At 43.6% G+C, this 25,670-nt stretch carries 30 protein-coding genes; 3 read left to right on the forward strand and 27 right to left on the reverse strand.

The genetic code is table 11. The annotated features are described in order from the left end of the window. Window positions 1-181 precede the first annotated feature (181 nt). From sipS to C1T29_RS13250, 3 genes are all read right to left on the reverse strand, one after another. The gene (sipS, locus tag C1T29_RS13240; RefSeq protein WP_103749607.1) at window positions 182-733 is read right to left on the reverse strand and encodes a signal peptidase I sipS; all 552 of its coding nucleotides are present in this window, start codon (window positions 731-733) and stop codon (window positions 182-184) included. A gap of 333 nt (window positions 734-1,066) precedes the next feature. Next, window positions 1,067-1,273: a zinc ribbon domain-containing protein gene (locus tag C1T29_RS13245; protein WP_003230483.1), complete on the reverse strand. Its 207-nt coding sequence runs from the start codon at window positions 1,271-1,273 to the stop codon at window positions 1,067-1,069. A 117-nt stretch (window positions 1,274-1,390) separates the two neighbouring features. Then, window positions 1,391-2,698: a VTT domain-containing protein gene (locus tag C1T29_RS13250; protein WP_103749606.1), complete on the reverse strand. Its 1,308-nt coding sequence runs from the start codon at window positions 2,696-2,698 to the stop codon at window positions 1,391-1,393. A gap of 640 nt (window positions 2,699-3,338) precedes the next feature. Between C1T29_RS13250 and C1T29_RS13255 the strand changes: the two genes are divergently transcribed. After that, window positions 3,339-3,551 (forward strand): spore germination protein, encoded by a 213-nt coding sequence (locus C1T29_RS13255; protein ID WP_014664471.1) that lies wholly within the window; start codon window positions 3,339-3,341, stop codon window positions 3,549-3,551. A gap of 139 nt (window positions 3,552-3,690) precedes the next feature. Here C1T29_RS13255 and C1T29_RS13260 read toward each other — a convergent pair whose 3' ends face one another. After that, window positions 3,691-4,122: a peptidylprolyl isomerase gene (locus tag C1T29_RS13260; RefSeq protein WP_003223931.1), complete on the reverse strand. Its 432-nt coding sequence runs from the start codon at window positions 4,120-4,122 to the stop codon at window positions 3,691-3,693. 257 nt (window positions 4,123-4,379) lie between these two features. Between C1T29_RS13260 and C1T29_RS13265 the strand changes: the two genes are divergently transcribed. Then, window positions 4,380-5,252: a DUF1002 domain-containing protein gene (locus C1T29_RS13265; RefSeq protein ID WP_069839189.1), complete on the forward strand. Its 873-nt coding sequence runs from the start codon at window positions 4,380-4,382 to the stop codon at window positions 5,250-5,252. A 29-nt stretch (window positions 5,253-5,281) separates the two neighbouring features. Here the strand turns inward: C1T29_RS13265 and lysA are convergent, their stop codons facing one another. The 23 genes from lysA to ansA all read right to left on the reverse strand — a co-directional run bounded on the left by lysA (window position 5,282) and on the right by ansA (window position 25,132). Beyond that, a complete protein-coding gene (gene lysA, locus C1T29_RS13270) occupies window positions 5,282-6,601 on the reverse strand; it encodes a diaminopimelate decarboxylase (RefSeq protein ID WP_103749604.1) in 1,320 nt (439 codons plus the stop codon). Window positions 6,602-6,706: 105 nt separating this feature from the next. Further along, window positions 6,707-8,188, reverse strand: coding sequence for a spore germination protein SpoVAF (gene spoVAF, locus C1T29_RS13275; protein WP_095431493.1), 1,482 nt, complete (start codon window positions 8,186-8,188; stop codon window positions 6,707-6,709). Further along, window positions 8,139-8,750, reverse strand: a complete 612-nt coding sequence (gene spoVAEA / locus C1T29_RS13280; protein WP_103749603.1) for a stage V sporulation protein SpoVABEA — start codon at window positions 8,748-8,750, stop codon at window positions 8,139-8,141. Before spoVAEA ends, spoVAF begins: the two co-directional genes overlap by 50 nt. A gap of 7 nt (window positions 8,751-8,757) precedes the next feature. Then, window positions 8,758-9,108: a stage V sporulation protein AE gene (gene spoVAE / locus C1T29_RS13285; protein ID WP_014664475.1), complete on the reverse strand. Its 351-nt coding sequence runs from the start codon at window positions 9,106-9,108 to the stop codon at window positions 8,758-8,760. Window position 9,109: 1 nt separating this feature from the next. Further along, a complete protein-coding gene (gene spoVAD / locus C1T29_RS13290) occupies window positions 9,110-10,126 on the reverse strand; it encodes a stage V sporulation protein AD (RefSeq protein WP_095431491.1) in 1,017 nt (338 codons plus the stop codon). A 12-nt stretch (window positions 10,127-10,138) separates the two neighbouring features. Further along, window positions 10,139-10,591 carry a stage V sporulation protein AC gene (gene spoVAC, locus C1T29_RS13295; RefSeq protein WP_003223947.1) on the reverse strand — a complete coding sequence of 151 codons (453 nt, stop codon included), beginning with the start codon at window positions 10,589-10,591 and terminating at the stop codon, window positions 10,139-10,141. 12 nt (window positions 10,592-10,603) lie between these two features. Continuing rightward, a complete protein-coding gene (gene spoVAB, locus C1T29_RS13300; RefSeq protein WP_003230463.1) occupies window positions 10,604-11,029 on the reverse strand; it encodes a stage V sporulation protein SpoVAB in 426 nt (141 codons plus the stop codon). Next, entirely contained in the window at window positions 11,019-11,639 is a 621-nt protein-coding gene (spoVAA, locus tag C1T29_RS13305; RefSeq protein WP_040083772.1) for a stage V sporulation protein SpoVAA, read from the reverse strand. The genes spoVAB and spoVAA overlap by 11 nt, the downstream gene beginning before the upstream one ends. A 126-nt stretch (window positions 11,640-11,765) precedes the next feature. Beyond that, on the reverse strand, window positions 11,766-12,533 hold the full coding sequence (sigF, locus tag C1T29_RS13310; RefSeq protein WP_095431490.1) for an RNA polymerase sporulation sigma factor SigF: 768 nt from the start codon (window positions 12,531-12,533) through the stop codon (window positions 11,766-11,768). An 11-nt stretch (window positions 12,534-12,544) separates the two neighbouring features. Then, window positions 12,545-12,985, reverse strand: a complete 441-nt coding sequence (spoIIAB, locus tag C1T29_RS13315) for an anti-sigma F factor (RefSeq protein WP_071580440.1) — start codon at window positions 12,983-12,985, stop codon at window positions 12,545-12,547. Next, window positions 12,982-13,335, reverse strand: a complete 354-nt coding sequence (gene spoIIAA / locus C1T29_RS13320; protein WP_040082729.1) for an anti-sigma F factor antagonist — start codon at window positions 13,333-13,335, stop codon at window positions 12,982-12,984. The genes spoIIAB and spoIIAA overlap by 4 nt, the downstream gene beginning before the upstream one ends. A gap of 95 nt (window positions 13,336-13,430) precedes the next feature. Further along, entirely contained in the window at window positions 13,431-14,600 is a 1,170-nt protein-coding gene (gene dacF / locus C1T29_RS13325; protein ID WP_040083771.1) for a D-alanyl-D-alanine carboxypeptidase DacF, read from the reverse strand. Window positions 14,601-14,754: 154 nt separating this feature from the next. Further along, window positions 14,755-15,570 (reverse strand): purine nucleoside phosphorylase I, inosine and guanosine-specific, encoded by an 816-nt coding sequence (locus C1T29_RS13330; RefSeq protein WP_071580439.1) that lies wholly within the window; start codon window positions 15,568-15,570, stop codon window positions 14,755-14,757. Between the two features lie 12 nt (window positions 15,571-15,582). Next, complete coding sequence (gene deoB / locus C1T29_RS13335) at window positions 15,583-16,767, reverse strand: phosphopentomutase (RefSeq protein ID WP_071580438.1); 1,185 nt, start codon at window positions 16,765-16,767, stop codon at window positions 15,583-15,585. A 159-nt stretch (window positions 16,768-16,926) separates the two neighbouring features. Beyond that, a complete protein-coding gene (gene xerD, locus C1T29_RS13340) occupies window positions 16,927-17,817 on the reverse strand; it encodes a site-specific tyrosine recombinase XerD (protein WP_071580437.1) in 891 nt (296 codons plus the stop codon). 7 nt (window positions 17,818-17,824) lie between these two features. Further along, on the reverse strand, window positions 17,825-18,052 hold the full coding sequence (locus C1T29_RS13345; protein ID WP_014664484.1) for a YqzK family protein: 228 nt from the start codon (window positions 18,050-18,052) through the stop codon (window positions 17,825-17,827). Window positions 18,053-18,176: 124 nt separating this feature from the next. Then, window positions 18,177-18,626: a ferric iron uptake transcriptional regulator gene (fur, locus tag C1T29_RS13350; protein ID WP_003223972.1), complete on the reverse strand. Its 450-nt coding sequence runs from the start codon at window positions 18,624-18,626 to the stop codon at window positions 18,177-18,179. A 112-nt stretch (window positions 18,627-18,738) separates the two neighbouring features. Next, entirely contained in the window at window positions 18,739-19,383 is a 645-nt protein-coding gene (gene spoIIM, locus C1T29_RS13355) for a stage II sporulation protein M (RefSeq protein ID WP_095431489.1), read from the reverse strand. A gap of 33 nt (window positions 19,384-19,416) precedes the next feature. Beyond that, window positions 19,417-19,698 carry a hypothetical protein gene (locus C1T29_RS13360; RefSeq protein ID WP_231516496.1) on the reverse strand — a complete coding sequence of 94 codons (282 nt, stop codon included), beginning with the start codon at window positions 19,696-19,698 and terminating at the stop codon, window positions 19,417-19,419. Window positions 19,699-19,786: 88 nt separating this feature from the next. After that, window positions 19,787-21,106, reverse strand: coding sequence for a malic enzyme-like NAD(P)-binding protein (locus tag C1T29_RS13365; RefSeq protein WP_040082725.1), 1,320 nt, complete (start codon window positions 21,104-21,106; stop codon window positions 19,787-19,789). A 16-nt stretch (window positions 21,107-21,122) separates the two neighbouring features. Beyond that, entirely contained in the window at window positions 21,123-22,529 is a 1,407-nt protein-coding gene (gene mleN / locus C1T29_RS13370; protein ID WP_014664488.1) for a malate-H+/Na+-lactate antiporter MleN, read from the reverse strand. 141 nt (window positions 22,530-22,670) lie between these two features. Continuing rightward, window positions 22,671-24,098: an aspartate ammonia-lyase gene (gene aspA / locus C1T29_RS13375; protein ID WP_014664489.1), complete on the reverse strand. Its 1,428-nt coding sequence runs from the start codon at window positions 24,096-24,098 to the stop codon at window positions 22,671-22,673. 44 nt (window positions 24,099-24,142) lie between these two features. Further along, window positions 24,143-25,132: an asparaginase gene (gene ansA, locus C1T29_RS13380; RefSeq protein WP_040082724.1), complete on the reverse strand. Its 990-nt coding sequence runs from the start codon at window positions 25,130-25,132 to the stop codon at window positions 24,143-24,145. Between the two features lie 181 nt (window positions 25,133-25,313). On the opposite strand from ansA, the gene ansR reads away from it, so the two are divergent. Continuing rightward, complete coding sequence (gene ansR / locus C1T29_RS13385; RefSeq protein ID WP_014664491.1) at window positions 25,314-25,664, forward strand: HTH-type transcriptional regulator AnsR; 351 nt, start codon at window positions 25,314-25,316, stop codon at window positions 25,662-25,664. The last annotated feature ends 6 nt before the right edge of the window (window positions 25,665-25,670 follow it).

Here is a 25,670-nt window from a genome sequence, read left to right on the forward strand (position 1 = left end):
TTTTTCATGAATAAAAAACCGTAAATTCTCGTAAATTATTAATATAACGATACATAACGGGAATATGTTTCACATTTCTGCAAAAATTTCTTTTCTATAGATATACGAATTTATGTTCTGGTTTTGGGGGATAACCGTAAAAAAGATATAAAAAAAGCAGCCCCAATGGGTCTGCTTGACTCTAATTTGTTTTGCGCATTTCGTTAAACGGGTAGAAAACAAACTTTGACGTACCCGCAATTTGTTTTTTTGTGAAGAGGCCAAGTCCGTTACGGCTGTCCATGGAATTTCGACGGTTGTCACCCATCACAAAATACTTGTTATCAGGCACTTTAACCGGGCCGAAATCATCGGTCAAATGTTTACCGGCCTGTTTCGCTCTCTTTTTATTAGCTGCCAAATAAGGTTCGTCCACCTTTTTCCCGTTGATATAGAGCTGGTCATTCTTCATCTCAACTGTATCGCCGGGAAGGCCGATAATACGTTTGACATAGTGAACATCATCTCCGTTTAACACGACGATGTCTCCTCTATCAAACTCGCCGATATATTTGACTGTCATATTAACAAAGACCCTTTCACGATCGTGAAGTGTAGGTTCCATGGATTCACCGTCAACGACATACGGCGCAAAAATAAAGTTACGGATGAGCAAAGCAAGAACGACAGCAATCACAATTGCTTTTGCCCATTCTAATATTGTTTTTTTCTTCGAAACATTTTCTGATTTCAACTGATTTCCTCCAATAAATAACGGTCTTCAATTTATGTTATCACGAATCGAAAAGAAATCCCATTAGGACCATTGAAGTGATTTTACAAACTGTTAATCTTCATCTTCTTCATGCCTATTTTTTCTTGTCGATCACAACCAGGCCTTCCTCAAATGTCGCTTGAGAAATTGAACTTCAACTTCATAGTTCAACATAACCTGGGCGGCATCAACGTCAGCATCCTTATCCTGCACAGGGACAGAGGTTACGGGCAGCTTATTTCACAGGTGACATAACAGGCATCCGTTTTGCTTTCATGATATGTTTAAATCAGTGAAGCTCGAAAAACATTGTCAGCCTCCAAAAAATAAATCCAATATATTCCCGGCCGTTGAAGACTCTTTATTATAAAACTCTGAATATCCGCAGTTCTTACAGTAAACCACTAAAAATCGGTTATGCTGCACGTCAAACAGCTTTGATAAACCCGTGCCGGTTGTGGCTATTTCTTTTTGTCCGGCTTCAGTGCTGCCGCATTTTATACAGCCTTTGTTGTCCATATATAGAACCCCTTTTCATACATCACGTTTGTTTTGATTTATTTTACTACAAAATACCAATCTCAATGAATCGTACAACTTTAAAGTTTTCTTAATTTTAATCACCCGTCCTACATACTAATCGGGTTCGTTTCTCAGCTTGCTAAATCTTCTGGAGAAACGGAAGAGCTCCATGACGAAAACATTCAAACTGAGCCAAACACCGCCGAAGGCGTAGCCCGCAACAACATCACTAGGATACTGTTTATGAAAGTACACACGGCTCAGCCCGATGAGGAACAAAACGACAAGCAACGATAAAAATGTAACAGTTTGCAGACGAGCTTTGTGAGAATGACGCACAAAGAGATAAGCGCAAAAACCAAAAATGACAAATGCCGTTAACGTCTGTTCGCTTGGAAACGGGTATAAGACATGACTTTCCAAAGGAGCATGGACAGGATGAAGGGAATGAAAGAGCCGCCTGATTCCCTCTTCATAAAGCTCTCCGCCAATGACTAGGAAAAATAAGAAAGAGAGTTCGATTTTCCGGTCTTGCCCTTTAAATACTGTCCAAAGAAAAGTTACAACAATAACGGCTAATAGAACATCTCTCGACGCAAAAGCCCCGAATACTGCCATCCAATACTGCCACTGTGAGTTAAAAAGAACTGTCACAACAAGTGTAACGATCGTATCAAACGGCTTAAATTCATTATTGATATAATTTTCAACCAAGCTTCCCATTAACAGCACAAACACCAAAAACAATAAAGCTGTGAACACGATCAGAAGCCTTAAACGGCGAAGGGTGTGAAATTGTCTTGCCCCCTTCACCAATCCCGCTATGATCAACTCTCTGATCTTGCTTTTTTGCGTCTTGACCAGGTAGAAAAGAAGGAACAGAATAGCAGCAAACAAACCCCCGATCAATACATACTTTTTGATTGCGGCATGAAACTGTTCCCAGTCCGGTCCGAGTAACTTTCCAAGTGAAATGAATGTGCCGGTCCAAAGAAATGCACCGCAATACGCATAGATGGCATACTGTCTAAATCGGATATGAGTAATGCCTGCAGCATAGCCGGCGACATGGCGCACACCTGGTATAAAGTAAGCAATAAGAAATAATTTGTTTCCGTAATGTGCAAGCCAGCGTGATGTTTTTTCCATCCTGTCCTTTCCAAAATGAATTCGTTCTCCATATTTATAAATGGCAGGGCCCAGTCTATACCCGATCCAATACGAAATGCTCACTCCCGCACAGCTTCCCAATCCTGCCGCTAACATGCTTAGCGCCCAGTTTAACTTATCTTGAAACACGAGAACACCCGCATAGCCCATCAGAAACTCTCCAGGTCCAGGTAAAGCGATAAGCTCTAACATTAACACAATAAACAAGACGGCATATCCATGCTGTTCAAGTAACCCCGTCAAAATTTGCATGTGTTTCTCCTTAACCTTTTTTGTCCTTTTATCATTCCCAATCCACTTTTGTATAATCAGCTCAATTTTCTTTTCAGTAGTTCCGACGGGATCTTATCTGGATAAAAAAAACGCAACCTATCCTTGTCCATACATATTGATGCAGATTGTTTGCCAAGGGCGGTTCTGGTCAACGTCCAAGTCAGGTGTTTGTTTGGTTTGAAAAATCTAACATATACGGTTAAGGGAGTGACTACCTTATCTCCCCCATGTTTTCATTTGAGGGTCATCATAGCAAATTATTAAATTTAGGAGAAACCGTTCTCTTACAAGAAAGGAACATCTTCAGCAAACGGGACATCACGGCTTCAGCATGCGTAATCACTGGTTTGAAGAGCCGCTTGTAATGTATATCTATTTGTAGTCAACCAGAAGTTGATCTTATTGCATTATCTAGAAAAGCCGCCATTTTCAGAGAGAATAAAAGCACAGACAAATACTTGGGTTTCGGGAAGCCTTAAAGAAGCTCTTTTTTATGCACATTTTTCAAAAACCGAAAAAAAGAGGCTTCATTTAAATATTTTTACCAATAAGTTTATGCTTATTGACTCTGGCACTAATACATATAAAAAGTAGAATAATATGAAAGGAGATTAATGGTATGATTGATTATCCTATTAATATAAACAACATTTCCGGCAACGGCGTAGTTAACGTAGGCGGCGCTTTTATGATCAGGCCATTAACTTTGTCCAAATCTGTGTTTGGCTCCGGAGGTTTAAACACAGGTATTGTTTTTGAAAATAACTTCGTAAGCAAGGCTAAAATGATTAATCATCAATTTACTGATCAGAACGTCACCAAAACTTTTTAATGTATTTATTTGGGGATTGAGAAACTCCTTCCTTTAACACCTGGTTTACCAACCGCCATCAGCATTCGGCGGTTTTTTATTGACCATTTTTGGCCAACAAAAAAGCTTCCTCTCTAAGAGGAAGCCTTTTGCCTGCCGATTAGCCTTCTACGCGAACTTCTTTCATGACATCGCCGTTAGACATGTTTTTCGCGAATTCTAATCCACTTGTTACTTTACCGAATACAGTGTGAACACCGTTCAAATGAGGCTGTGGCTCATGAACGATGAAAAATTGGCTGCCGCCAGTGTCTTTTCCGGCATGTGCCATAGAAAGTGCGCCCGCCTCATGTGTATGCGGGTTTCCTTCTGTTTCACATTTGATTGTGTATCCTGGACCGCCAGTACCAGTTCCGTGCGGGCATCCGCCTTGGCTGACGAAGCCAGGAATCACTCGGTGGAATGTAAGGCCGTCATAAAAGCCTTCGTTCGCAAGCTTTTCAAAGTTTGCGACAGTACCAGGTGCAGCTTCAGGGTAAAGTTCAAATTCAATTTTGTTGCCGTCTTCTAATAAAAAGTAACCTGTTTTCAATTGTATGCCTACTTTCTTTATTTTAATTTTCAAAGGAGATTATGTATGATAGGTTATAGCCTGTCTCTCCTTGTCGCGGCTATTATACCACACCTTTCGGGGGAAAACGAATCTCCCGGCTTTATTAAAAAATAAAAATGAAACCTGAATCTCTTTATCTCCGTCTAACCTAACGGAACTGTATTTTCATTATGATTCAGGTCCTCACTACGCAGCTCTAGCCAGCTGCATGTGAAGTTGAAGGAGGTCAAACTGCTTTGAAGAAAATTTGGATTGGAATGCTGGCAGCGGCCGTTTTGCTGCTGATGGTTCCGAAGGTCAGTCTCGCGGATGCCGCAGTTGGAGATGTCATTGTAACACTTGGTGCTGATTTGTCAGAATCCGACAAACAAAAAGTGCTTGATGAAATGAATGTCCCTGATAATGCCACAACGGTAACCGTGACCAATAAGGAAGAACATGAATATTTAGGAAAATATATATCGAACGCGCAAATCGGATCAAGAGCGATTTCTTCATCGTCCATAACGATTGCCAAAAAAGGCTCTGGACTGAATGTTGAGACACATAATATCAGCGGCATTACAGATGAAATGTACCTGAATGCGCTGATGACAGCCGGTGTTAAAGATGCAAAGGTGTATGTTACAGCGCCATTTGAAGTATCCGGGACTGCGGCTTTAACCGGATTGATTAAGGCGTATGAGGTTTCTTCCGACGAAGCGATCTCGGAGGATGTTAAGCAAGTCGCCAACCAAGAGCTTGTCACGACATCAGAGCTTGGAGACAAAATTGGTAACGAAAATGCGGCAGCCCTGATTGCAAAAATCAAAGAAGAGTTTGCTAAAAACGGGGTGCCTGATAATAAAGCTGACATCGAAAAACAAGTGGACGACGCAGCTTCTGATTTAAACGTCACACTTACAGACAGCCAAAAGAATCAGCTTGTCTCCCTATTCAATAAGATGAAAAACGCTGACATTAACTGGGGACAGGTCAGTGACCAGCTTGATAAAGCGAAAGATAAGATTACGAAATTCATAGAATCAGATGAAGGCAAAAACTTCATCCAGAAAGTCATTGATTTCTTCGTATCTATCTGGAATGCGATTGTATCTATCTTCAAATAAGAAAAAGCGCCGAAAAATCGGCGCTTTTTTTATTGCTTTACACTCGTTTTAAATGGCAGATCAAGTTTTACAATATCTTCGTATGTTTCTCGCTTCACGACTAAATGAGCCTCACCGTTTTCGACAAATACGACGGCAGGTCTCGGAATACGGTTATAATTGTTGGCCATGCTGTATCCGTAAGCGCCTGTACAAAAAACGGCAAGAAGATCGCCTTCTTTTACTTCCGGCAGGTCAATATCCCAAATCAGCATATCTCCGCTTTCACAGCACTTTCCAGCAATCGATACCGTTTTGTCATGCGCTTCTCCGATCCGATTGGCTGTCGCAGCTTCATATTTAGCTTGGTAAAGCGCAGGACGAATATTGTCGTTCATGCCTCCGTCTACTGCCACATACTGGCGGACACCCGGCACTTCTTTTTGTGAGCCAACCGTATAAAGGGTTGTGCCTGCGTCTCCTACGAGAGAACGGCCTGGTTCGATCCAAATTTCCGGGATATCAAAACCGTAACGGGAAGCATTTTCTTTCACAGCTTCGATAATTTTTTCGACGTATTCAGTGGCGTGAAGCGGTTCATCCTCTTCCGTATAACGGATGCCGAAACCTCCTCCTAGATTCAACACCTTGGATACAAATGAGTATGAATCTCTCCACTCGTCTAGTTTTTTGAAGATTTTTTCTGCTGCTAACACAAAACCGGCCGTATCAAAAATTTGCGATCCGATATGGCAATGGACACCCAGCAGCTGAATGTGTTCCGATTGTAGTACTTGTTCAATCGCCCGCTCAGTTTGTCCGTTATGAAGATCAAAACCAAACTTTGAATCTTCTTGCCCCGTCGTAATGTAGTCATGCGTATGCGCTTCTACTCCGGGCGTGATCCGAAGCAGAACATCGATGGAGTGTCCCGTTTCTTTACATAGGTCTTCAAGTAGCGCAATTTCATAGAAATTATCCACCACAATGCAGCCGATACGGTGCTCAAGCGCCATCCGCAGTTCTTCCCTGCTTTTATTGTTTCCATGAAAGTGAATGCGTTCTGCCGGAAAGCCTGCCGCAACAGCCGTATAAAGTTCTCCTCCGGATACGACATCTAAAGAAAGTCCCTCTTCCTCAGCGAGCTGAATCATTGCAACTGATGAGAATGCTTTGCTTGCATATGCCACCTGTGCTTTCAGCCCTGCGGAAATAAAAGCCTGCTTAAAGCTTTTAGCACGCTCACGTATTAAAGCCACATCATATACGTAAAGAGGTGTACCATATTTCCCCGCTAAATAGAGAGCATCCACACCTCCGATTTCTAAATGACCATGTTGATTTTGTCTGCTTGTGCCGTGTAAGAACAATGTCATTCCCTCTTTCTCCGCTTATGGATGAAAGGACAGTTTTATGGACTGTCCCTTCATAATTAAGACATACATTATCATACTCTTCAGTCAGTTTCAATGCGATTATGAATTGGTAGGCTGTCTTAAGCGATTTTTGGGGTGAACGATACTGGGCCTAACTTTTGCGCCAGGTTTCGCTGTGCGGACAAGAACCTGCCACAGCGCCTTTCCGTTAAAGGGAATCAGCGGCCATAAGTACGGTGTCTGAAGGGATTTGATGCTTGCCATGGCAATAATTAGCACTGTAAATCCAATAACTAGCCCTTTTATATGAAATAAGGCAACGAGTATCATGAGGACAAGGCGGCTCATTTTGTTTGCCAAGCTTAATTCATAACTAGGCGTCGTAAAGGTTCCAATCGCCGCAAGTGAGACGTACAGAATCACCTCAGGCGAAAAAAGGCCGACTTCAATCGCAATCTGCCCGATCAGAACAGCGGCAATTAAACCCATTGCTGTCGATAAAGCTGTCGGGGTGTGAATGGCAGCCATTCTGAGAAACTCGATTCCTAAGTCCGCTAAAAATATTTGCAGGATGATCGGGATATGCGTATCTTTATTTAAACCGATAAATTTCATATTGTCCGGGAGCAGATCAGGCTGAAGCACAAAGAGAAACCAGATCGGAAGAAATAAAGTAGAAGCAAGAATACCGAAAAATCTGACCCATCTTAAAAAGGTCCCGACTGAAGGCGCCTGCCTATATTCTTCCGCATGCTGCACGTGGTGAAATAAAGTCGTCGGGGTAATGATCACACTAGGCGATGTATCCACTATAATGACAACATGGCCCTCAAGAACATGATTCGCGGCCACATCCGGTCTTTCTGTGTAGCGCACGAGCGGAAAAGGATTATAGTTTTGATTAACAATGAATTCCTCGACAGTTTTGTCGGCCATTGTTAATCCATCGACATCAATGGATGCAACTTCCTTTTCCACGATCTCAACCAGATCCGGATCAGCTATATCTTCTATATAACAAATGCTTAAATCCGTCTTTGACCGCTCGCCAACTTTCGTCATCTTGACTCGAAGGCGTTCGTCTCTGATCCGCCTTCTGAGAAGGGCCGTATTGACGACGATATTTTCAACAAATCCGTCTCTGGCTCCCCTGACTACCTTTTCCGTATCTGGTTCTTCCGGATTTCTGCCCGGATAGCTCCTGACATCAATGATAAATGCGAAGCCTGCGCCTTCAACAATGACTGCGACGAGCCCGGACAGCACTTGGTCGGTGGTTTCATCCAAGGTTTTTACTTTTTCGACCTGGGCGTTAAGCAATCTGTTTTCGACGATATCTACCAGCTCATCAGGATCTTCTTTCCGATTGTTAATGGCAACAAGCTCTCTCATTAAATGAATAATATAAGCCGTATCGCATAATCCATTTAGATAGTAAAGCTGGATCTCTTTGTCTAAAATAATGAGCTTGCGAACACCTACATCATAGCTTGTCCCCATCCCGACACGTTTTTTGAAGTACTCTTCATTTTTAGCTGGATTCCGATAAACCCGAATTTTCTCTTCCTTGTGGTCCGCCATGATATCCGCTCCTTTCTAAAATAAACTCGACCGCTTTCATGGTGATTGGCGACCCTTTTGAGATATCGTCTTTTCTGCCCATTTTCCCAATATCCCCGATACCGACAATAAGCGGGAGATCAAGTTTATCAAGGCAATAGACAGTATCTCCACTCATTCTGTGGTCATCAAATTCTCTTTCCCCGACTTTATCGACGCCATATTCAGTTACTTCTCCATTGCGGTCAATGCTTACATCGACCCTGGTCCATTCAGCCTGATGTGTTTTTGACGCGACCGCAATCACACCGAGCACTTCAATAGACGGATGGGTCGCGACATAGGTCAGAGCGGCTTCTCCCGGACCCTCTCCTTGAAGGCCGGAGTCGTCAAACATGACAAATACAGGATCATACGGTGCTGAGGCGATCAGCTTGACGAGCTCGGCGCCGCTGCGGGTGGAGGGGTTTCCTTTCGATTGTGAAATACATCGGCCTCCTACTTTTCTTGCGGCGTATTCAATTGTTTTAGCGGCATACACATCCCCGTCTGTTACCAGTATGACCTTGCGTTTTGTTGTCATGTCGGCATTATCCTTTCGGTTTGAAAATAACAGCTACGATAAAAGCGAAGAGAATGGCGGCTGAGATACCGGCAGATGTCAGCTCAAAAATTCCCATGCCGATTCCGATAAATCCGTGTATATGCGCCTGATGCATGGCACCGTGCAAAAGACTGTGACCAAAGCTGACGATCGGAACGGTGGCGCCTCCTCCGGCAAATTCAATAAATTTATCGTAAATGCCGAAACCATCTAATATGGCACCGATTACAACGAATGTTGTCATGACATGAGCTGGCGTCAATTTGAAAATGTCCAAGAGCAGTTGGCCGACGATACAAATGGCACCGCCACATACAAAAGCCAAAAGATAATCCATGTTAAGATGCACCTCCTGCACGCTCAAATACAACCCCGTGGGCGATAGTCGGGATGCTTTCTTTTTGCTGGATCATCGTCGGGCTTAACAGCGCACCGGTCGCCACGACAAATACACGGTTTAATTTTCCTTCTCTCAGCTGCTTAAAAATATGAGAGTAGGTGACAACCGCTGAACAAGCACAGCCGCTCCCCCCGGCAAAGACCTGCTGATCCGGGGTATAAATCAGAAGCCCGCAATCATCATGCTTTGTGCCTACTGGATATCCATCTTCTTTTAAGATGTCTTTTACGATTGGAGAACCGACGCCTGACAGGTCACCTGTCAGGATAAGATCGTAGTCATCCGCTGTCCGGTTTAGATCTTTAAAGTGCTGCTTAATCGTATCAGCTGCAGCCGGGGCCATAGCCGATCCCATATCAAAAGGATCTGTAATTCCTAAATCAGAAACCTTTCCGACAGTCGCACTTGTGATTTGAATATCACTCGGTGTCTGACTGATGACAACTGCACCGCTTCCGGTTACAGTGGAGGTAGCAGTGTCCGGTTTTTGGCCTCCGTATTCTGTCGGATAGCGAAACTGTCTTTCCGCTGTTGCATTGTGACTGCTGGTAGCAGCGAGTGCCCTTTTGGCAAACCCGCCGTCAACTAACGCTGATGCGACAGCCACTGTTTCCATTGATGTTGAACAAGCGCCAAACATACAAAGAAACGGGATTTTTAAATGTCTTGCCACATAGTTAGCCGTCACGTTTTGGTTCAGCAAGTCGCCTGCCAGCAATAGATCAATATCATCTTTTGTCAGATTGTTTTTTTGAAGCGCAACATTTATAGCGTCTTCCATTAGCTGCCGTTCCGCCATTTCCCAGCTTTTTTGATTGCAATGCATTTCGTCATAGGTTTTATCAAATAAAGAGCCGAGCGGTCCGTCTTTTTCCTTTGGTCCTGCTGCCGTTCCTGCTGAGTTCACAAATAAGGGATGTTCAAATACCCAGGTTTGCTTTCCTGTTAATTTCATTTTCTTCTCCTCCTATGACATCAGTTTCTCAAAAGCAAACCGAATCATTCCAACGATGTATGCAGCAACAACTCCGAAAACAATAACATTTCCTGCCAGTTTAAACATATTAGTCGCTACCCCAAGCACTAATCCTTCGCTTTTATATTCAAGAGCGGCGCTTGCCATGCTGTTGGCAAATCCTGTGACAGGTACGGCTGAACCGGCGCCTGCGAATTGTCCGATTCTGTCATAGATGCCGAACCCTGTAAGCAGGGCAGAAATTAATATCAGCGTTGCAGCCGTTGGATTTCCCGCAGTTTTTTCATTAAAATCAAAAAAATGGATGTAGAAATTTTGCAGACCTTGCCCGATTGCACAAATCAGCCCGCCCACCAAAAAGGCTTTTACACAGTTCCAGACGTAAGGCGGCTTAGGCTGATATGTTTTTACTTTTGATTTGTAATTTTCTTTAATGTTTGTCATCTTGAAACCTCCTTATGAATGGTCAATAAAGTATAGCCAATGAAATAAAGATCCCGCGATTTTCCCAATCACGATGGCCATTAACAGAATAATGATTTTACTTCTGAGCCCGATTCGTTTTGCCAAAATCGGCAGGACATTTAAAACCTCTGTAAGGGCAGCCGCTAGCATCCCGACAAACAAACCTGCCAGAAGTCCAACCGGCACAGCTATCCATTTTGTCAGATAAAGATGATTCATATGAAGCGTCTCCCATCCCCCGCAAACCGCGCCAAGAATAACAGCCGCTTCATAAGCCTGGACAAATCTCATTGTTTTGGTGAGCTGCATCAGCCGCGGAATGATCCCCATTACGGTTAAAAAAGCAACGAAACCTGCCCCCACCGTTATGCCTCCGCCGAGCCCGACAAAAATAATGAACAATACACTAACGATCATGCAGATCCTTTATGGTTTCTTGATTCTCGTGCATGGCCACATATTGATCGAGATCAAGCTGATAGTTAAACATCTCAACCTCCAGCGGGCTGGGCTCTTCATTTAGGCGCTTTTTAAATATGTGGTTGAAAAACACGATCATCCCCAGTCCCAAACCGATGCTGTATGGGATTTGAAGCAAATATGGATAGTCATTCCTCTCTCCGGTTATGATTTCATATAGTGCGATATGAACATCTCTCATGCTTACATCCTCATGAAAGTTCATGATGGCAAGACACGATCCGATAAACAGAAGCAGCCAGACACCGATAAACAGAACCGTTGATAATTTCCGTTTTCGATACTGAATTTCAACAATGGCTTCTGCTCCGCCTACTGTTTGAACATCAAGTGTCGGATCTTGTAAGTGAATGGCTTTGAGGACCTGTATGATATCCAGAATTACGATATTTTTATCTTTTTCGCTCACTTGATAAAGCGGCATAGCCGAAAGTTTCTTTTTCAGCTGAAGCTGCCCTTCTATTTGCGCGGCATCTCCAACGGTAATGATATCCCCTGGATGTGCCAGCACCCGGTGGCGAAGCCGGATAAATATTCGTCGTTCCATCATTGATCACCATCTTTCGGTGGTTATATATGTAGTATGTGGTTCGATTTTGTTCTCATTCATCCGCTCGAAAAGACCATAAATTACCACGCTTTTGCACACAAAAAAGCTAGCCTGCACTGCAGACTAGCCATCCGTATGATCCATTTGAACCTTAATCTGTTTTAATATTTTCTTTTCAAGTCTGGAAACCTGTACTTGAGAGATCCCGAGCCGTTCAGCCACCTCGGACTGTGTCTGGTCCTTATAATATCTGAGATAAACGATTAATTTTTCCCTTTCCTCCAAATCGTTGATCGCTTCTTTCAGCGCAATTTTGTCAAACCATTTTTCTTCTGAGTTGTCAGCGATTTGATCAAGCAGGGTAATCGGATCTCCGTCATTTTCATAAACGGTTTCGTGGATTGAAGATGGAGCCCTTACCGCCTCTTGGGCCAGTACAACATCTTCTGCTTCAATCTCCAAATGGTCAGCGATCTCCTGCACCGTCGGCACTCTGCCCAGTGTTTTCGAAAGCTCATCCTTGGCGCGCCGAATTTTGTTTCCGAGCTCTTTTAATGACCTTGATACTTTTACGGTTCCGTCATCACGGATAAACCGCTGGATTTCTCCGATAATCATCGGCACTGCATACGTTGAAAAACGCACATCATAGGTTAAATCAAATTTGTCAACAGATTTTAACAGCCCGATGCAGCCGATCTGGAAGAGATCGTCAGGCTCATATCCTCTGTTTAAAAACCGCTGTACGACAGACCAAACAAGACGCATGTTTTTTTCTATGAGGAGGTCTCTTGCCTGCTGGTCGCCATTTTGGCTTTGTTTGATTAACTCCTTTACTTCATGATCCTTCAGCTGAGCGTTTTTGCCGTTTTTCTTAACCTCCACATCCATAACAAATCTCCTTAATTACAAAGCGCTTTGCTTTTTGATAAGTGCTTTGTTAAGCGAATCGTTGTTCCCATTTCAGGCGATGAATCGATACTGACATCATCCATGAAATTTTCCATAATGGTAAAGCCCATTCCAGAACGCTCAAGCTCAGGCTTAGTCGTGAATAAAGGCTGGCGGGCTTCATCAAGATCTGTTATGCCCAAGCCTTCATCACGAATGGTCATATAAACGACATGATCCTCCAGCGTTACAGAAATGTAAACTTTTCCGTCACAGTTTTCTTCATATCCATGGATAATCGCATTCGTGACAGCCTCTGACACGACTGTTTTGATTTCAGTCAATTCATCCATTGTCGGGTCCAGCTGAGCTATAAATGAAGCAACTGTCACACGGGCGAATGATTCATTCTGGCTGAGGGCAGAAAACTCAAGGTGCATTTCATTTTTCATGATGCCACCCCCAGTGTAAGCAGAGCCTTCTGCTCAGATTGTTCAAATCGGATAATTTTAAACAGACCTGACATATCAAACAACCGCTTCACCGCAGGAGAGATAGCGCAAACGACCATTTCTCCGCCAATTTGCTTAATTTGCTTGTATCTTCCTAAAATGACGCCAAGCCCCGAGCTGTCCATAAAGGAAAGGTCCTCCAGGTTCAGCACGATATGACGAATATCATCCTTCTCCAATGATTGAGTCACTTTTTGTTTCAGGGTTTCAGCCGTATGGTGATCGAGTTCGCCTGTTAATCGAATACAAAGCACAGATTCTTTGACATGCATGTCAATTCCAAGGCTCATGCTCATTCCTCCTTGATATGATCGGATAATGAGTGTTTCGATTTCGACGGAATGAATTCCTTCACCGTGACAAAACTAGTGGTCATTCGGCATAATTACTTAAATTTTGTCCAGTCTCCCATCGTCCGCTTCAAGAATGTGATAAACCCGGCTTTCTTCATATCTTCTTTTGCAGCAACTGGACTTTCAGCGAGTACTTCTCCATCCTTTTTCAGAACAAGAGTGCCAAGCTCTTGGCCTTTTTGAATCGGAGCACTGATATTGTCCTTCATCTTGATTTCTTTCTTCACATTGTTCATATCCTCGCCTTTTTTCGTCAATATTGAAATCGGCTCAGATGTAGTGAGTTCGATCAATTTTTGTTTCCCTTTTTTGACCTTTACTTTTGCTACTGTTTCATTTCGTTTATATAAAGGATGCGTTTCATATTGACTAAAGGCGAAATCAAGCATCTTTGTCACTTGCGCGTTTCTTTCTTTAGGTGTGCTCGCTCCAAATACAACTGCGATGGCCCGCATGTTCCCTTTTTTAGCCGAAGCAGTCAGACAATATTTCGCTTCACCTGTATAGCCTGTTTTGACGCCGTCTACACCAGGGTAAAACTTGATCAGGCGATTCGTATTCACAAGCCAAAACTTTTTATCTGTATTTTCACGCAGGTAATCTTCATACGTGCCGGTAAACTTCGTAATTGATTCGTATTTCAATAATTCCTTAGCCATGATTGCCATGTCATAAGCAGAGCTGTAATGTCCTTCCTCTGTCAATCCGGTCGGGTTTTTGAAGGCTGTATTTTTCAATCCCAGCTCTTTTGCTTTTTTGTTCATTTTCTGAACAAATTCTTCTTCAGAGCCGGAAATAAATTCAGCCATGGCTACAGAAGCGTCATTTCCTGAAGCGATTGCGATACCCTTCAGCATTTCTTTGACAGTCATTTCTTCGCCGGGCTCAAGGAAGATCTGTGAGCCGCCCATTGACGCCGCATGCTCGCTTGTACGGACCTTATCACTCATTTTGATTTTGCCTTTATCTAAAGCTTCCATAATCAAAAGCATCGTCATAATTTTCGTCATGCTTGCAGGCGCCAGTCTCTCATTGCTGTTCTTGTTGTAAAGCACTTTTCCCGTGTCACGTTCTATCAGCACCGCAGACTTCGCTTCATGAGCAAGCTCCGATGTGCGTTTTCCGTCTTGTTTTGCAAATGCAGACGGTGCAAATGTAAGCAGCATTATACCAATCAACAAAGTGGATAAAAGACGTTTCATCTCAAAAGCCCTCCATTTCATAATCCTTTTTATTTTTTCCAAGCGGGATGGTTTTATACGCCACTGATGGAAAATGTTTCGAATTTTGGGCACAAAAAAAGACAGCTGTGTGATATCCGACACAGCTGTCTTTTGGTCTTGCTTCGATTCTTTTTTATTCGTATTGAGCGACGACCGCTTTAACAAGCTTCAAAAATCCAGCTTTTACTTTTTCGGTCACTTCCATTACTTCATCGTGACTTAAAGGCTGATCCAGAATTCCGGCTGCCGCGTTAGAGATGCAGGAAATGCCAAGAACCCGCATTCCCGCATGATTCGCCACAATGACTTCCGGAACAGTAGACATGCCGACTGCATCAGTGCCCATCGTTCTTAAGAAACGGACTTCTGCCGGTGTTTCGTAAGAAGGTCCTGTCACAGCAGTATACACGCCTTTTTGAATTGGAATATTAAGGTCTTTCGCAATCTTTTCAGCCAAGCTGGATAGCTCTTTGTCATAGGCTGAAGACATATCTGGAAATCTGGCGCCGAAATCTGCTTCGTTTGGCCCGATTAACGGGTTTGTCCCCATAAAGTTGATATGATCGGTAATAATCATTAAGTCTCCCGCACGGAATTCAGTGTTGACACCGCCTGCGGCATTTGTCACAATCAATGCTTCCACGCCGAGCGCTTTCATCACGCGTACTGGGAATGTCACTTTCTCCATTGAGTAGCCTTCATAGAAATGAAAGCGGCCCTGCATTGCAATGACGGAAACTCCTTCAAGAGTGCCCAGCACAAGCTGTCCGGCATGCCCTTCAACAGTAGATACCGGGAATTCAGGTATGTCTTCATATTTCAGCTTGACCGGATTTTCGATTTCGTCCGCCAAAATGCCAAGACCTGAGCCTAAAATAAGGCCGATCTTCGGAGATTCCGGCAGGTTTTGTTTAATAAAAGCGGCTGCGCGTTCAATTCTGTCCTTCAAGAAACAGTCCCCCTATTGTAATAAAGATAAAAAGCTTTTCCCGTATTTCGGTTTATTTGTTTGGAAATTATCAGCGATCGTTGCGCCGATATCGGCAAATGTATCTGCGAGCGGCAGCATTTGCGCTTTTTTATGTTTTTTGCTGTAAGCGAGAATCGGCACATACTCGCGTGTATGGTCAGTCCCATGATGAATCGGATCATTGCCGTGGTCTGCTGTAATAATCAACAGATCGTCTTCCTTCATTTTTTCAAGCACTTCCGGAAGCCGCGCATCAAATTCTTCAAGCGCGCGTCCGTAGCCTTCAGGGTCACGGCGGTGTCCGAATAAGGCGTCAAAATCAACAAGGTTCGCAAAGCTGAGACCCGTAAAGTCTTCTCCCAGCGTATCGATCACCTTGTCCATTCCATCCATATTAGAAACCGTTCTCCGTGAAGAAGTAATGCCTTCTCCGTCGTAAATATCAGAGATTTTTCCGATTGAAATCACATCTAAGCCGCTGTCCTTCAATTCATTCATGACAGTGCGGTCAAACGGCTTAAGCGCATAGTCATGGCGGTTTGGCGTCCGTTTAAATTGCCCCGGCTCTCCGACGAACGGCCGTGCAATAATGCGGCCAACCATATACTTCGGATCAAGCGTCAGTTCTCTCGCCGTTTCACAAATGCGGTACAGCTCTTCAAGCGGCACAACCTCTTCGTGAGCGGCAATTTGCAGAACAGAGTCAGCAGACGTGTAAACAATTAAAGCTCCTGTTTCCATGTGCTCCTGGCCAAGCTCATCCAAAATCGCCGTGCCTGAAGCCGGCTTGTTTCCGATTATTTTGCGTCCAGATCTCTTTTCCAGCTCTTGAAGCAATTCATCAGGAAAGCCTTCCGGGAACACTTTAAAGGGTTTATCAATGTATAAGCCCATAATCTCCCAATGGCCGGTCATTGTATCTTTGCCGTTTGACGCTTCTTGCATTTTTCCATAATACGCAAGCGGATGTTCTGTTTTTTCTACACCTTTGATATCTTCGATAAGACCAAGGCCGAGTTTTGCCATATTCGGCATATGTAATCCGTTCATATGCTCGGCAATATGCCCGAGCGTATGAGCGCCTTCGTCATTAAAGTCAGCGGCATCCGGCGCTTCGCCAATTCCGACTGAGTCCATCACAATTAAAAACACACGATTATATTTGTATGCAGGCATCTTGAAAGCCTCCTTTTTTTCTATACGTCTATTGTATCGCTAAGAGGTCTGACAACTCAAGTATAAACCGTTTTCATTACCGTTGACAATGCATTTGGAAATAATGAGAAACTTCAATATTTTCTGTCGCTCTAAACAAAAAGCCGCAGCCATCTGCGGCTATGCACGCGGATGAAACTGCTTGTACACATCCTTCAGCCTTGTTTTCGTCACATGCGTATAAATTTGCGTCGTGGATATATCCGCATGACCGAGCATTTCCTGAACCGCTCTTAAATCTGCCCCGTTCTCAAGCAGATGCGTCGCAAAGGAATGCCTGAGTGTATGCGGAGTCAGCTCTTTCTTAATCCCGGCTTCCAACGCGATTTTCTTCAGGTTCTTCCAAAATCCCTGGCGGCTGATCTGTTTGCCGTGATGATTTAAAAAGAGGGCATCAGACACATTGTTCTTTAACAATTTCCCCCTGGCTTTTGTCATATATTCCTCAATGGCGGAAGCGGCTGCTTCACCAATTGGCACGATCCTCTCTTTTCTTCCTTTGCCGAAGCATCGGACAAACCCCATAGATAAATGAACATCAGACGTTTTCAATTCAATCATTTCACTGACTCGTATACCTGTCGCATATAGCAGTTCCAGCATTGCTTTATCCCGATAGCCGAAAGGGCTCGTCAGCTTAGGCGTGTCCAATAATCGCTCGACCTCATTGAGTGCGAGCACTTTCGGAAGCGCCCGTTCCGTCTTTTGTGTTTCGATATGAACGGAAGGGTCCTTGTCCGTCACTTTTTCCCTGAGCAGAAATTGATGAAAAGAGCGAATGGATGCCAAATGCCGCGCCGATGTCTTCCCGGATTTCCCCGAGTCCTTCAAGTGCTTTAAGTATTGGATAATATGTATGCGGGTTGCGTGATTCCAATCCGTAACATGAAGGGTTTCTGTTAAGTAGAGAGAATAGCTTTTCAAGTCACGTTCATAGGATACGATCGTATTTTGAGAGAGCCCTCTCTCTACCATGACGTAGTGGATGAAATCCTTTATTTGATCTTTCACTCTTGATCTACTCCCCGTTTTGGTAAAAAAAGATCAACCGGTCGAACCATCCGCCTTTTTCATCCTGATCCATTTCCACAACTTTTACAGCGGAGCCTTCCGGTTTATCGTACCGATGATAGTTTTCATACTCTTGATTCACCCATATCATAGCATAATAGAACAAAGCGGTAAAACCGGTAAACAGGATGAAAACTTTCAATGCATCGACAGTTGTTTTCAGGAATCTTCCCATGTCCTAATCGATCCTTTCCCTATGGTTCCAGTTATATAAACCATATGCCAAATCAGAAAGGTTTTATACATAGAAACAGCAAAAAACCCTTTCCCCATGAGAAAAGGTTCGCGCTCGGCACCGTCTATTCAGTTTCTTTTCCGTTACAGCGATGGCAAATGCCGTGAAACGTTAATCTATGATCTTTAATCTTAAATTTCCAATCACGTTCAATGATTTCTTCCACGTCTTCAAGCAAATCTTCTTCAATTTCATCAACGGCCCCGCACTCCATGCACACCAAGTGGTGATGAAAGTGGGCTGCGCCCTCTTTCCGAAGGTCGTAACGGGATACGCCGTCTCCAAAGTTAATTTTATCAACGACTTTTAATTCAGTTAATAATTCAAGCGTACGGTATACTGTAGCGAGACCGATCTCAGGAGATTTCTCTTTTACGAGGAGGTATACATCTTCTGCGCTTAAATGGTCTTCTTCGTTTTCAAGCAGCACTCTTACTGTCGCTTCACGCTGAGGCGTAAGTTTATAGCTGGATGAGTGCAGTTGTTTCTTAATTCGATCAATACGGTTTTCCATGTCTTTCCCTCCTACGCCGCATTCCATGACTCATTATAACAAAATAAGCGCAGAGTTCCAACTATAATTATTATAAACTGATAAATAAAACGATTTTCTTTTAATAATTATTTTAAAAAAGTTTCGATGTAAGCTTTTCCATTAATACAGGAGATAAGTATGCTTCAAAGAGAGACGAAATCAGCGCTAAAAGCAGAATAACCAGCAGCACAAAGGCATACCGTCCGAACCATTGAATCGGCGCGTCATGCAGGCTTCGTTTCACGAACAGCTGCCTGATTAACTTTAAAGAAAACGCAATCGCACACGTACCCATAATGAGATACGCCGGAATCAGCAGCACATTTTGCGGCAAAACGGAGACAAATGATAGGAAAAACCCGCTCACTCCCATCTGATTGACAAGGAACCCGACAGTAAAGCCGACCACGATCCCTTTCAGAAAGATCATGATGAAAATAACCGGCATGCCAATGACAGAAATCCCCAGTATCCACATCAGGCCTAAATACTTTGCATTATGAAAGATACTTTGTCCAAACATATCAGCTGAACTTGCCTGTTTTCCATCCGAAAGCTGTCCGAAAAATTGACTTAAATAGTAGTATAAATCTTCTTTCTGGCTGATCGTCATACTGTTGACAATGATCGCGCCAAAGATGACACCCATGAAAAACAGCACTGCAACAAATATATAAAGAGAGAGATGATCTTTGACGTGCCTGAGAAACATGTCCTTATAAGAGATTTTTCGCATACCGTTTCCTCCCGCCCGCTCTATTGATTTGATTTAATAGATTGTATGAAAGAAACACAAAAAGATGCCCCTTTTCAAAAAGAAACGATAGAGAAGAATGCTAGGGGTTTTTTTGGACGAAAAAAAATCCTTATCATCAACTGCCGTATGATCATAAGGATTCTTATGCTTGCGTTTATTCAAAATCTCTTTTTTGCTTTTTGTCATTCTTTCATGTGTGCTGAAAGATGGTGTACTGCCTCTTGATGATGAGACGTCACGTCCGCCGTTTCTCAGTCGATGCTCCCGCTTCTTTTTTGCCTGGCTTTTTGCCATGTGATCACTCCCTTATTTAGTAATGATAACAAAATTGAACACGGATAAGAAAAAAACAGCACCCTGCTAAGGTGCTGTTTAGCTACTTTTATTTTACTGCTGTAAGAGCTGCATGCTCGACAGCTGCTGCTACCTCATGATGGACTTTTGAATCAAGCGGCTGAGGGACCACATCGCCTTGTTTTGTGCAGGCTGCGATGGCCTCTGCTGCTGCGACAAGCATATCATGATTAATTTCCTTGCTCTTTGCGTTAAGCGCTCCTCTAAAAATTCCAGGAAAACCGAGTACATTATTAACAGAACGCCCGTCAGCTGCATATGCAGCGCCAGCCTGCAGTGCGGCCTCCGGCTCAATTTCCGGCTTCGGATTTGATAATGCCAAGATCACCTGGCCGGAACGTACAAATGCCGGTTTGATTAACCCCGGAACTCCAGTTGTAGCAATGACAATATCACATGTTTCCATGAGCTCCTCAATACTGGAAACTGCATGTCCGCCGTATTGTTCAAGACGGTTCATTGCCGCCTCTGATTTGTCTGTTCCGTACACGGCTTTCACGCCATAGGCCATGAACATCCGGCAGATGGCGACGCCTGCTGCGCCCAGGCCGATTTGCCCCACTTTCGCTTCCTTGAGGTCAACCCCCGCACTCCTGCATGCCGAGATGGCAGCAGCCAGCGTCACTACAGCTGTACCATGCTGGTCATCGTGCATAACAGGGATGTTCAGCTCCTCTTTTAGGCGGTCTTCGATTTCAAAGCAATGCGGCGAACCGATATCCTCTAAAAGGATACCGCTAAAACCAGGAGAAATATGTTTTACCGTTTTGATGATTTCTTCAGGATCACTCGTATCAAGCAATATCGGAATGCCGCTAATACCCGCCAGCTGATCAAATAAAGCAGCCTTTCCTTCCATGACAGGCATGCCTGCGACAGAGCCGATATTTCCAAGACCTAAAATAGCGGTTCCATCGGTTACAATCGCGACAGAATTGCTGATCGTTGTATATATAGAAGCCTTTTCAGGTTCTTTTTCAATCAATCGGCACACATCTGCAACACCTGGTGTATAGACACGCCCCAGCTCTGCAAGTGAACGGATCGGCATTTTGCTTTTCATTTGGATTTTTCCGCCTTCATGTGCGGACAGAACTTCATCAGATACGGTGTGAAGTCTGATCCCTTCTCCGAGGGCCTGGACAGCCGCGATCACTTCCTGAAGCTGTTCTTCATTCTCCACTTGAACGGTAATATTCCGCATTGTGTAATTGGGGCCGACTTTTACAGTCTCCACTTCACCAATATCCCCGCCCAGAAGGCCGATTGCCGTAGCCACCCTTCCAAGATTTCCGGGAACCGAAGGCGTTTCGATCATCAGTGTCCGAATCATGTGTTTCGCTATCATTCAGTATCCTCCCCTATTAGCCTAGTTTTTCAGCTTTAACTGTATTGTTTTTCGTATACCATATAAATTTTCCTGTATAACCATAGATAATGGCAAGACCTATTGCTACAAAACTGAGCCACATAAACGGCAGATATGAGAAGGTAGAAACTCCTAGTATTCCCGCCATGTAAATCCCGTTATCAGACCAAGGAACCATACCTGAAGTTAATGTACCCCCGACCTCTGAGTTACGGGATAACACTCTTCTATCGAGATTCAAACGATCATAGCTGTCTTCCATAATTTTCGGAGTCAAAATAAGAGATACATACATCGCACAGCCGAAGATGTTTGCTAAAAACGCTACGATCAGCGTAGATAAAGTCACATTGCCCGGTGATGTCAGCTTCTTTTCAAACATAGAAACGATCACTTTTAAGACGCCAAGCTTTTCTAGCAGTCCGCCAAAACCAAGTCCAAAGATAATCACGACAAGGGAACTGAGCATTCCGACAATTCCGCCGCGGTTTAATAGGCCATTCAAAAATTCAACATCTGTTTTAATGGAGAATCCGTTGTATGCGGTAGCGATAGCGTCCGCAGGATTCATGCCTTGGAAAGCAACAGCCCAGATTGCACCAAGTAACGCACCAATCACGATAACCGGCATTGATGGTTTTTTCATCGCCAATAAGACAATAACAACAACAGCCGGGATCAGCATCCAAATATGAATGTCAAACGTATTTTGCAAAGATGATTTCAAGAAGTCAACTTTATCAAGGTCAATATTTTTCCCGCCGTACATAAAACCAGTAATTGTAAAGAGAATAGCTGTAATCACATATGCTGGCACAGATAAAAAGAGCATTGCTCTGACGTGGTCTAACACATCTACTTTAGATAGCGAAGAAGCAAGAACCGTACTGTCAGACAAAGGAGACAGCTTGTCCCCGAAATAAGCGCCTGAAAGGATAGCACCGGCTACAAGAGGAAGCGGAATGCCTAACCCCTCTCCAATTGCGATCATGGCAATGCCGGCAGTTCCGACTGTTCCCCATGACGTACCTGTTGCTACAGACATAATTGAACAAATAATAAGCGTTGCAAGTAAAAAGATGCTAGGGTGAATAAATTCTAAACCATAGTAAATCAGTGTGGGCACAATTCCACCAGCGATCCATGTTCCAATAAGCGCTCCTACTGAAACAAGAATCAGAACGGCTTCAAGCCCATTTGATATTCCATGCAGGATCGCATTTTGCATATCTTTATAAGTATAACCGAGTCTGATTCCGAGAATCATTGCGATAAACCAGGAAATGAAAAGCGCGAGCTGTATCGGCAAGTCTAAAAAGACGGTAAACGACATGACAAGTGCTAAAAATGATCCTAGTACAATAATAATTTCAAATAGTGTTGGCAGTCTTACATCCTTCAAAAGAAGTCCCCCTTCATGTAAAAAGCTAAAACGCTTTCAATAAATAGTGCAACACGTATACTATACTTCCTCATCCCTATGTTGTAAACAGCTTATTCATCGGAATATCCCGAGATGAATAAGCTGTTTTTTGTTCAAATTTTATTTTTCTAATAGTTCTTTCCCAGCGATACCTGGTTTTGTCATTTCATATGGGTTTAAAATGATATCCAATTCTTCTTCTGTCAGCACATCATGCTGCAGGCAAAGATCGCGGACAGATTGCCCTGTCATAATTGCTTCCCGGGCAATTCTAGCTGCCGCTTCATACCCAAGATGCGGATTGACTGCAGTGATGACTCCTGCACTTTTTTCTACGTATTGCTTCAAGCGCTTTTCGTTGGCTTCGATGCCTTTTAAGCAATTATCAGTGAACGAGCGGAAGCCGTTGTTCATGATGCTGATAGATTGAAGCAAATTAAAGACAAGCACGGGCTCCATGACGTTTAATTCAAGCTGTCCTGCTTCTGAAGCAAGGCAGATTGTATTGTCGTTTCCAATAACCTGGAACGCAATTTGGTTGATCAGCTCCGCCATAACCGGATTGACTTTTCCCGGCATAATGGATGACCCCGGCTGACGTGCAGGCAGAGAAATTTCCGCAAGGCCCGCGCGCGGTCCTGACGCCATTAAGCGCAGGTCGTTTGCGATCTTCGACATGTTCATCATGCAGACTTTTAATGAAGCTGATACCTCTGTATACGCATCTGTATTTTGTGTTGCATCAACAAGATGATCAGCGCCGACGAGAGGAAGACCGCTGATATCAGCAAGGTGCTTTACTACCTGTTTAATATATTCAGGATCAGCGTTTAGCCCTGTACCAACAGCAGTTGCGCCCATGTTGACTTCATACAGGTGCTGTCGCGATTGTTTGATTCGTTTGATATCACGCTCCAGAACACGGCTGTACGCTTCGAATTCTTGCCCAAGACGAATTGGAACCGCATCTTGAAGGTGTGTCCGGCCCATTTTAATAACAGAATCAAACTCCTGTGCTTTTTGCTTAAACACACTATGCATATCTTCCATTGTTTTCAGCAGTTTTTCCAAGAGATTCAATGTGGAAATATGAATCGCAGTCGGGAACACATCGTTTGTAGACTGTGACATATTCACATGTGTGTTTGGGCTTAAATGGATATAATCTCCCTTTTTATGTCCCATGATTTCAAGAGCCCGGTTTCCGATAACCTCATTCGCATTCATGTTCATAGAAGTTCCGGCACCGCCCTGAATCGGATCGACGATAAACTGATCGTGCCACTTGCCTTCCAGAATCTCATCAGCGGCTTGTACGATAGCTTGGCCAATTCCTTCATACAGCCGTTTCACGTCCATGTTGGCAAGAGCCGCGGCTTTTTTTACAATCGCCAGTGCGTTAATCATTTCTTCATGGATTTTGTATCCCGTAATCGGGAAATTTTCAGAAGCACGGAGCGTCTGAATTCCGTAATAAACATCTGCCTCAATTTGTTTTTCCCCAAGGAAGTCTTTTTCCACGCGATATTCTTTTTGGCCGTTTAACATAATCTTTAACCTTCTTTCTCTTTGCTGGTTATCGTTTTTACATTTTACAGGACAACGTCATCAGCTATCGGCGTTTCCATAATTCTCTTGACGACAGGAAGATCCGAAGACTGACCTAGTGCCCACATCAATTTTGGCACAATGGCTTCTGTGTTCATATTTCTTGATCGGATAATTAAGTCTTGGTTGACTCTGCGGCCTACCTCGTAAATGCTCATGTCTTCGCCTTCTTCCAGACATTGAGTTGTAATGACGACGACAATGCCGCTTTCAATCAGCTCATTCACTTTTGACAAAATGTCTCTGCCTTCAAACGGCACCCCTCCGCTGCCATAACTCTCAATGACAATCCCTTTGTACATGCTTTTCAGGGCATCAAGCATTTCGGGCTTTAAGCCTGGATGCAGCTTCAGCAGACATACATCTGTGCAAAGTGAAGTGTCAACTGCAAAGGTGTCGTTCTCAGGTTCCGTTACTTGTTTGTTGTATTCGATCCCGTCTTCATTGATAAAAGCGATATATGGGTAATTGATGCTTTCAAATGCGTCATAGCTTTTCGTTCTTAATTTGATCGCACGCGTTCCTTGAATGACTCTGCCGTCAAATACAACATAAACCCCGCCTACGCCTTCACAGGCAAAGCGAATGGCATCTGTAATATTTTTTTTGGCGTCGGTTTTTTGGAACGTGATCGGAATCTGCGAGCCGGTGATGACGATTGGCTTTTTGGCATGCTGCAGCATATATGATAGTGCGGCAGATGTATAGGCCATTGTATCTGTACCGTGAGTAATAACAAACCCGTCATAGGCATCATAATTTTCCTTAACGGCTTCGGCTATTTCCACCCAGTATTCAGGCTGCATATTGGTGCTGTCTATATTCATAAGCGACTGAGTTTCCATCGTGTAATCGTTATCAAGTTTTGATACGTAACTTAGTAATTCATCAGCCTTGACCGCGGGAGCCAGCCCATTTTCCCCTTCAACTGAAGCAATCGTTCCCCCAGTTGTCAACATCAATAATTTTTTCATACCATGCACCTCTTCACTGTATCTAAAGATGGGTTGCGAGAAGGTATTCGCTTTTCGCATACTTTTAATGCAATTATAGACACGGAAAATAAAATACGCAAGACATTATTATTCAATTCGCGTACACTTCCTAATACCTATATGATATAATCAGCTCAAGGTGAAAAAGGAGCGGAAGTTCATGAATCTAGATCGTTTAACTGAATTGAGAAAAAAGAAAAATTGGTCACTTCAATATACAGCTGACCTTCTAGGCATCGCAAAAAGCACATATGCCGGCTACGAGTCAGGCTACCGACGGCCTTCTCTTGAGGCACTTGCCATGCTTGCTGACCTCTTTGACACAACCTGCGATGAACTTTTAGGCCGTGAGAAACAAAAGCAGACTGCTCCCCAGACCATTGAATTGGCCACGTGGAGCAGCCTTGACTTTACCATTTCTGTTGATGGCAAGCCGCTGAGTGAAGATGAAATCATCCAGCTGATTACCTTTATACGGACAAAAAGAAAAGTACAGGAGGAACTGAGTTAATCTTTA

Source organism: Bacillus sp. MBGLi79, from assembly GCF_002953915.1.

Coding starts and splice junctions, on each gene's coding strand:
- C1T29_RS13245 (WP_003230483.1), bottom strand. CDS start 1,273: ATGGACAACAAAGGCTGTATAAAATGCGGCAGCACTGAAGCCGGACAA.
- C1T29_RS13250 (WP_103749606.1), bottom strand. CDS start 2,698: ATGCAAATTTTGACGGGGTTACTTGAACAGCATGGATATGCCGTCTTG.
- C1T29_RS13255 (WP_014664471.1), top strand. CDS start 3,339: ATGATTGATTATCCTATTAATATAAACAACATTTCCGGCAACGGCGTA.
- spoVAF (WP_095431493.1), bottom strand. CDS start 8,188: ATGGCGGACCACAAGGAAGAGAAAATTCGGGTTTATCGGAATCCAGCT.
- spoVAEA (WP_103749603.1), bottom strand. CDS start 8,750: ATGACAACAAAACGCAAGGTCATACTGGTAACAGACGGGGATGTGTAT.
- spoVAE (WP_014664475.1), bottom strand. CDS start 9,108: ATGGATTATCTTTTGGCTTTTGTATGTGGCGGTGCCATTTGTATCGTC.
- spoVAD (WP_095431491.1), bottom strand. CDS start 10,126: ATGAAATTAACAGGAAAGCAAACCTGGGTATTTGAACATCCCTTATTT.
- spoVAC (WP_003223947.1), bottom strand. CDS start 10,591: ATGACAAACATTAAAGAAAATTACAAATCAAAAGTAAAAACATATCAG.
- spoVAB (WP_003230463.1), bottom strand. CDS start 11,029: ATGATCGTTAGTGTATTGTTCATTATTTTTGTCGGGCTCGGCGGAGGC.
- spoVAA (WP_040083772.1), bottom strand. CDS start 11,639: ATGGAACGACGAATATTTATCCGGCTTCGCCACCGGGTGCTGGCACAT.
- sigF (WP_095431490.1), bottom strand. CDS start 12,533: ATGGATGTGGAGGTTAAGAAAAACGGCAAAAACGCTCAGCTGAAGGAT.
- spoIIAB (WP_071580440.1), bottom strand. CDS start 12,985: ATGAAAAATGAAATGCACCTTGAGTTTTCTGCCCTCAGCCAGAATGAA.
- spoIIAA (WP_040082729.1), bottom strand. CDS start 13,335: ATGAGCCTTGGAATTGACATGCATGTCAAAGAATCTGTGCTTTGTATT.
- dacF (WP_040083771.1), bottom strand. CDS start 14,600: ATGAAACGTCTTTTATCCACTTTGTTGATTGGTATAATGCTGCTTACA.
- deoB (WP_071580438.1), bottom strand. CDS start 16,767: ATGCCTGCATACAAATATAATCGTGTGTTTTTAATTGTGATGGACTCA.
- C1T29_RS13345 (WP_014664484.1), bottom strand. CDS start 18,052: ATGGGAAGATTCCTGAAAACAACTGTCGATGCATTGAAAGTTTTCATC.
- fur (WP_003223972.1), bottom strand. CDS start 18,626: ATGGAAAACCGTATTGATCGAATTAAGAAACAACTGCACTCATCCAGC.
- spoIIM (WP_095431489.1), bottom strand. CDS start 19,383: ATGCGAAAAATCTCTTATAAGGACATGTTTCTCAGGCACGTCAAAGAT.
- C1T29_RS13360 (WP_231516496.1), bottom strand. CDS start 19,698: ATGGCAAAAAGCCAGGCAAAAAAGAAGCGGGAGCATCGACTGAGAAAC.
- C1T29_RS13365 (WP_040082725.1), bottom strand. CDS start 21,106: ATGATAGCGAAACACATGATTCGGACACTGATGATCGAAACGCCTTCG.
- aspA (WP_014664489.1), bottom strand. CDS start 24,098: ATGTTAAACGGCCAAAAAGAATATCGCGTGGAAAAAGACTTCCTTGGG.
- ansA (WP_040082724.1), bottom strand. CDS start 25,132: ATGAAAAAATTATTGATGTTGACAACTGGGGGAACGATTGCTTCAGTT.
- ansR (WP_014664491.1), top strand. CDS start 25,314: ATGAATCTAGATCGTTTAACTGAATTGAGAAAAAAGAAAAATTGGTCA.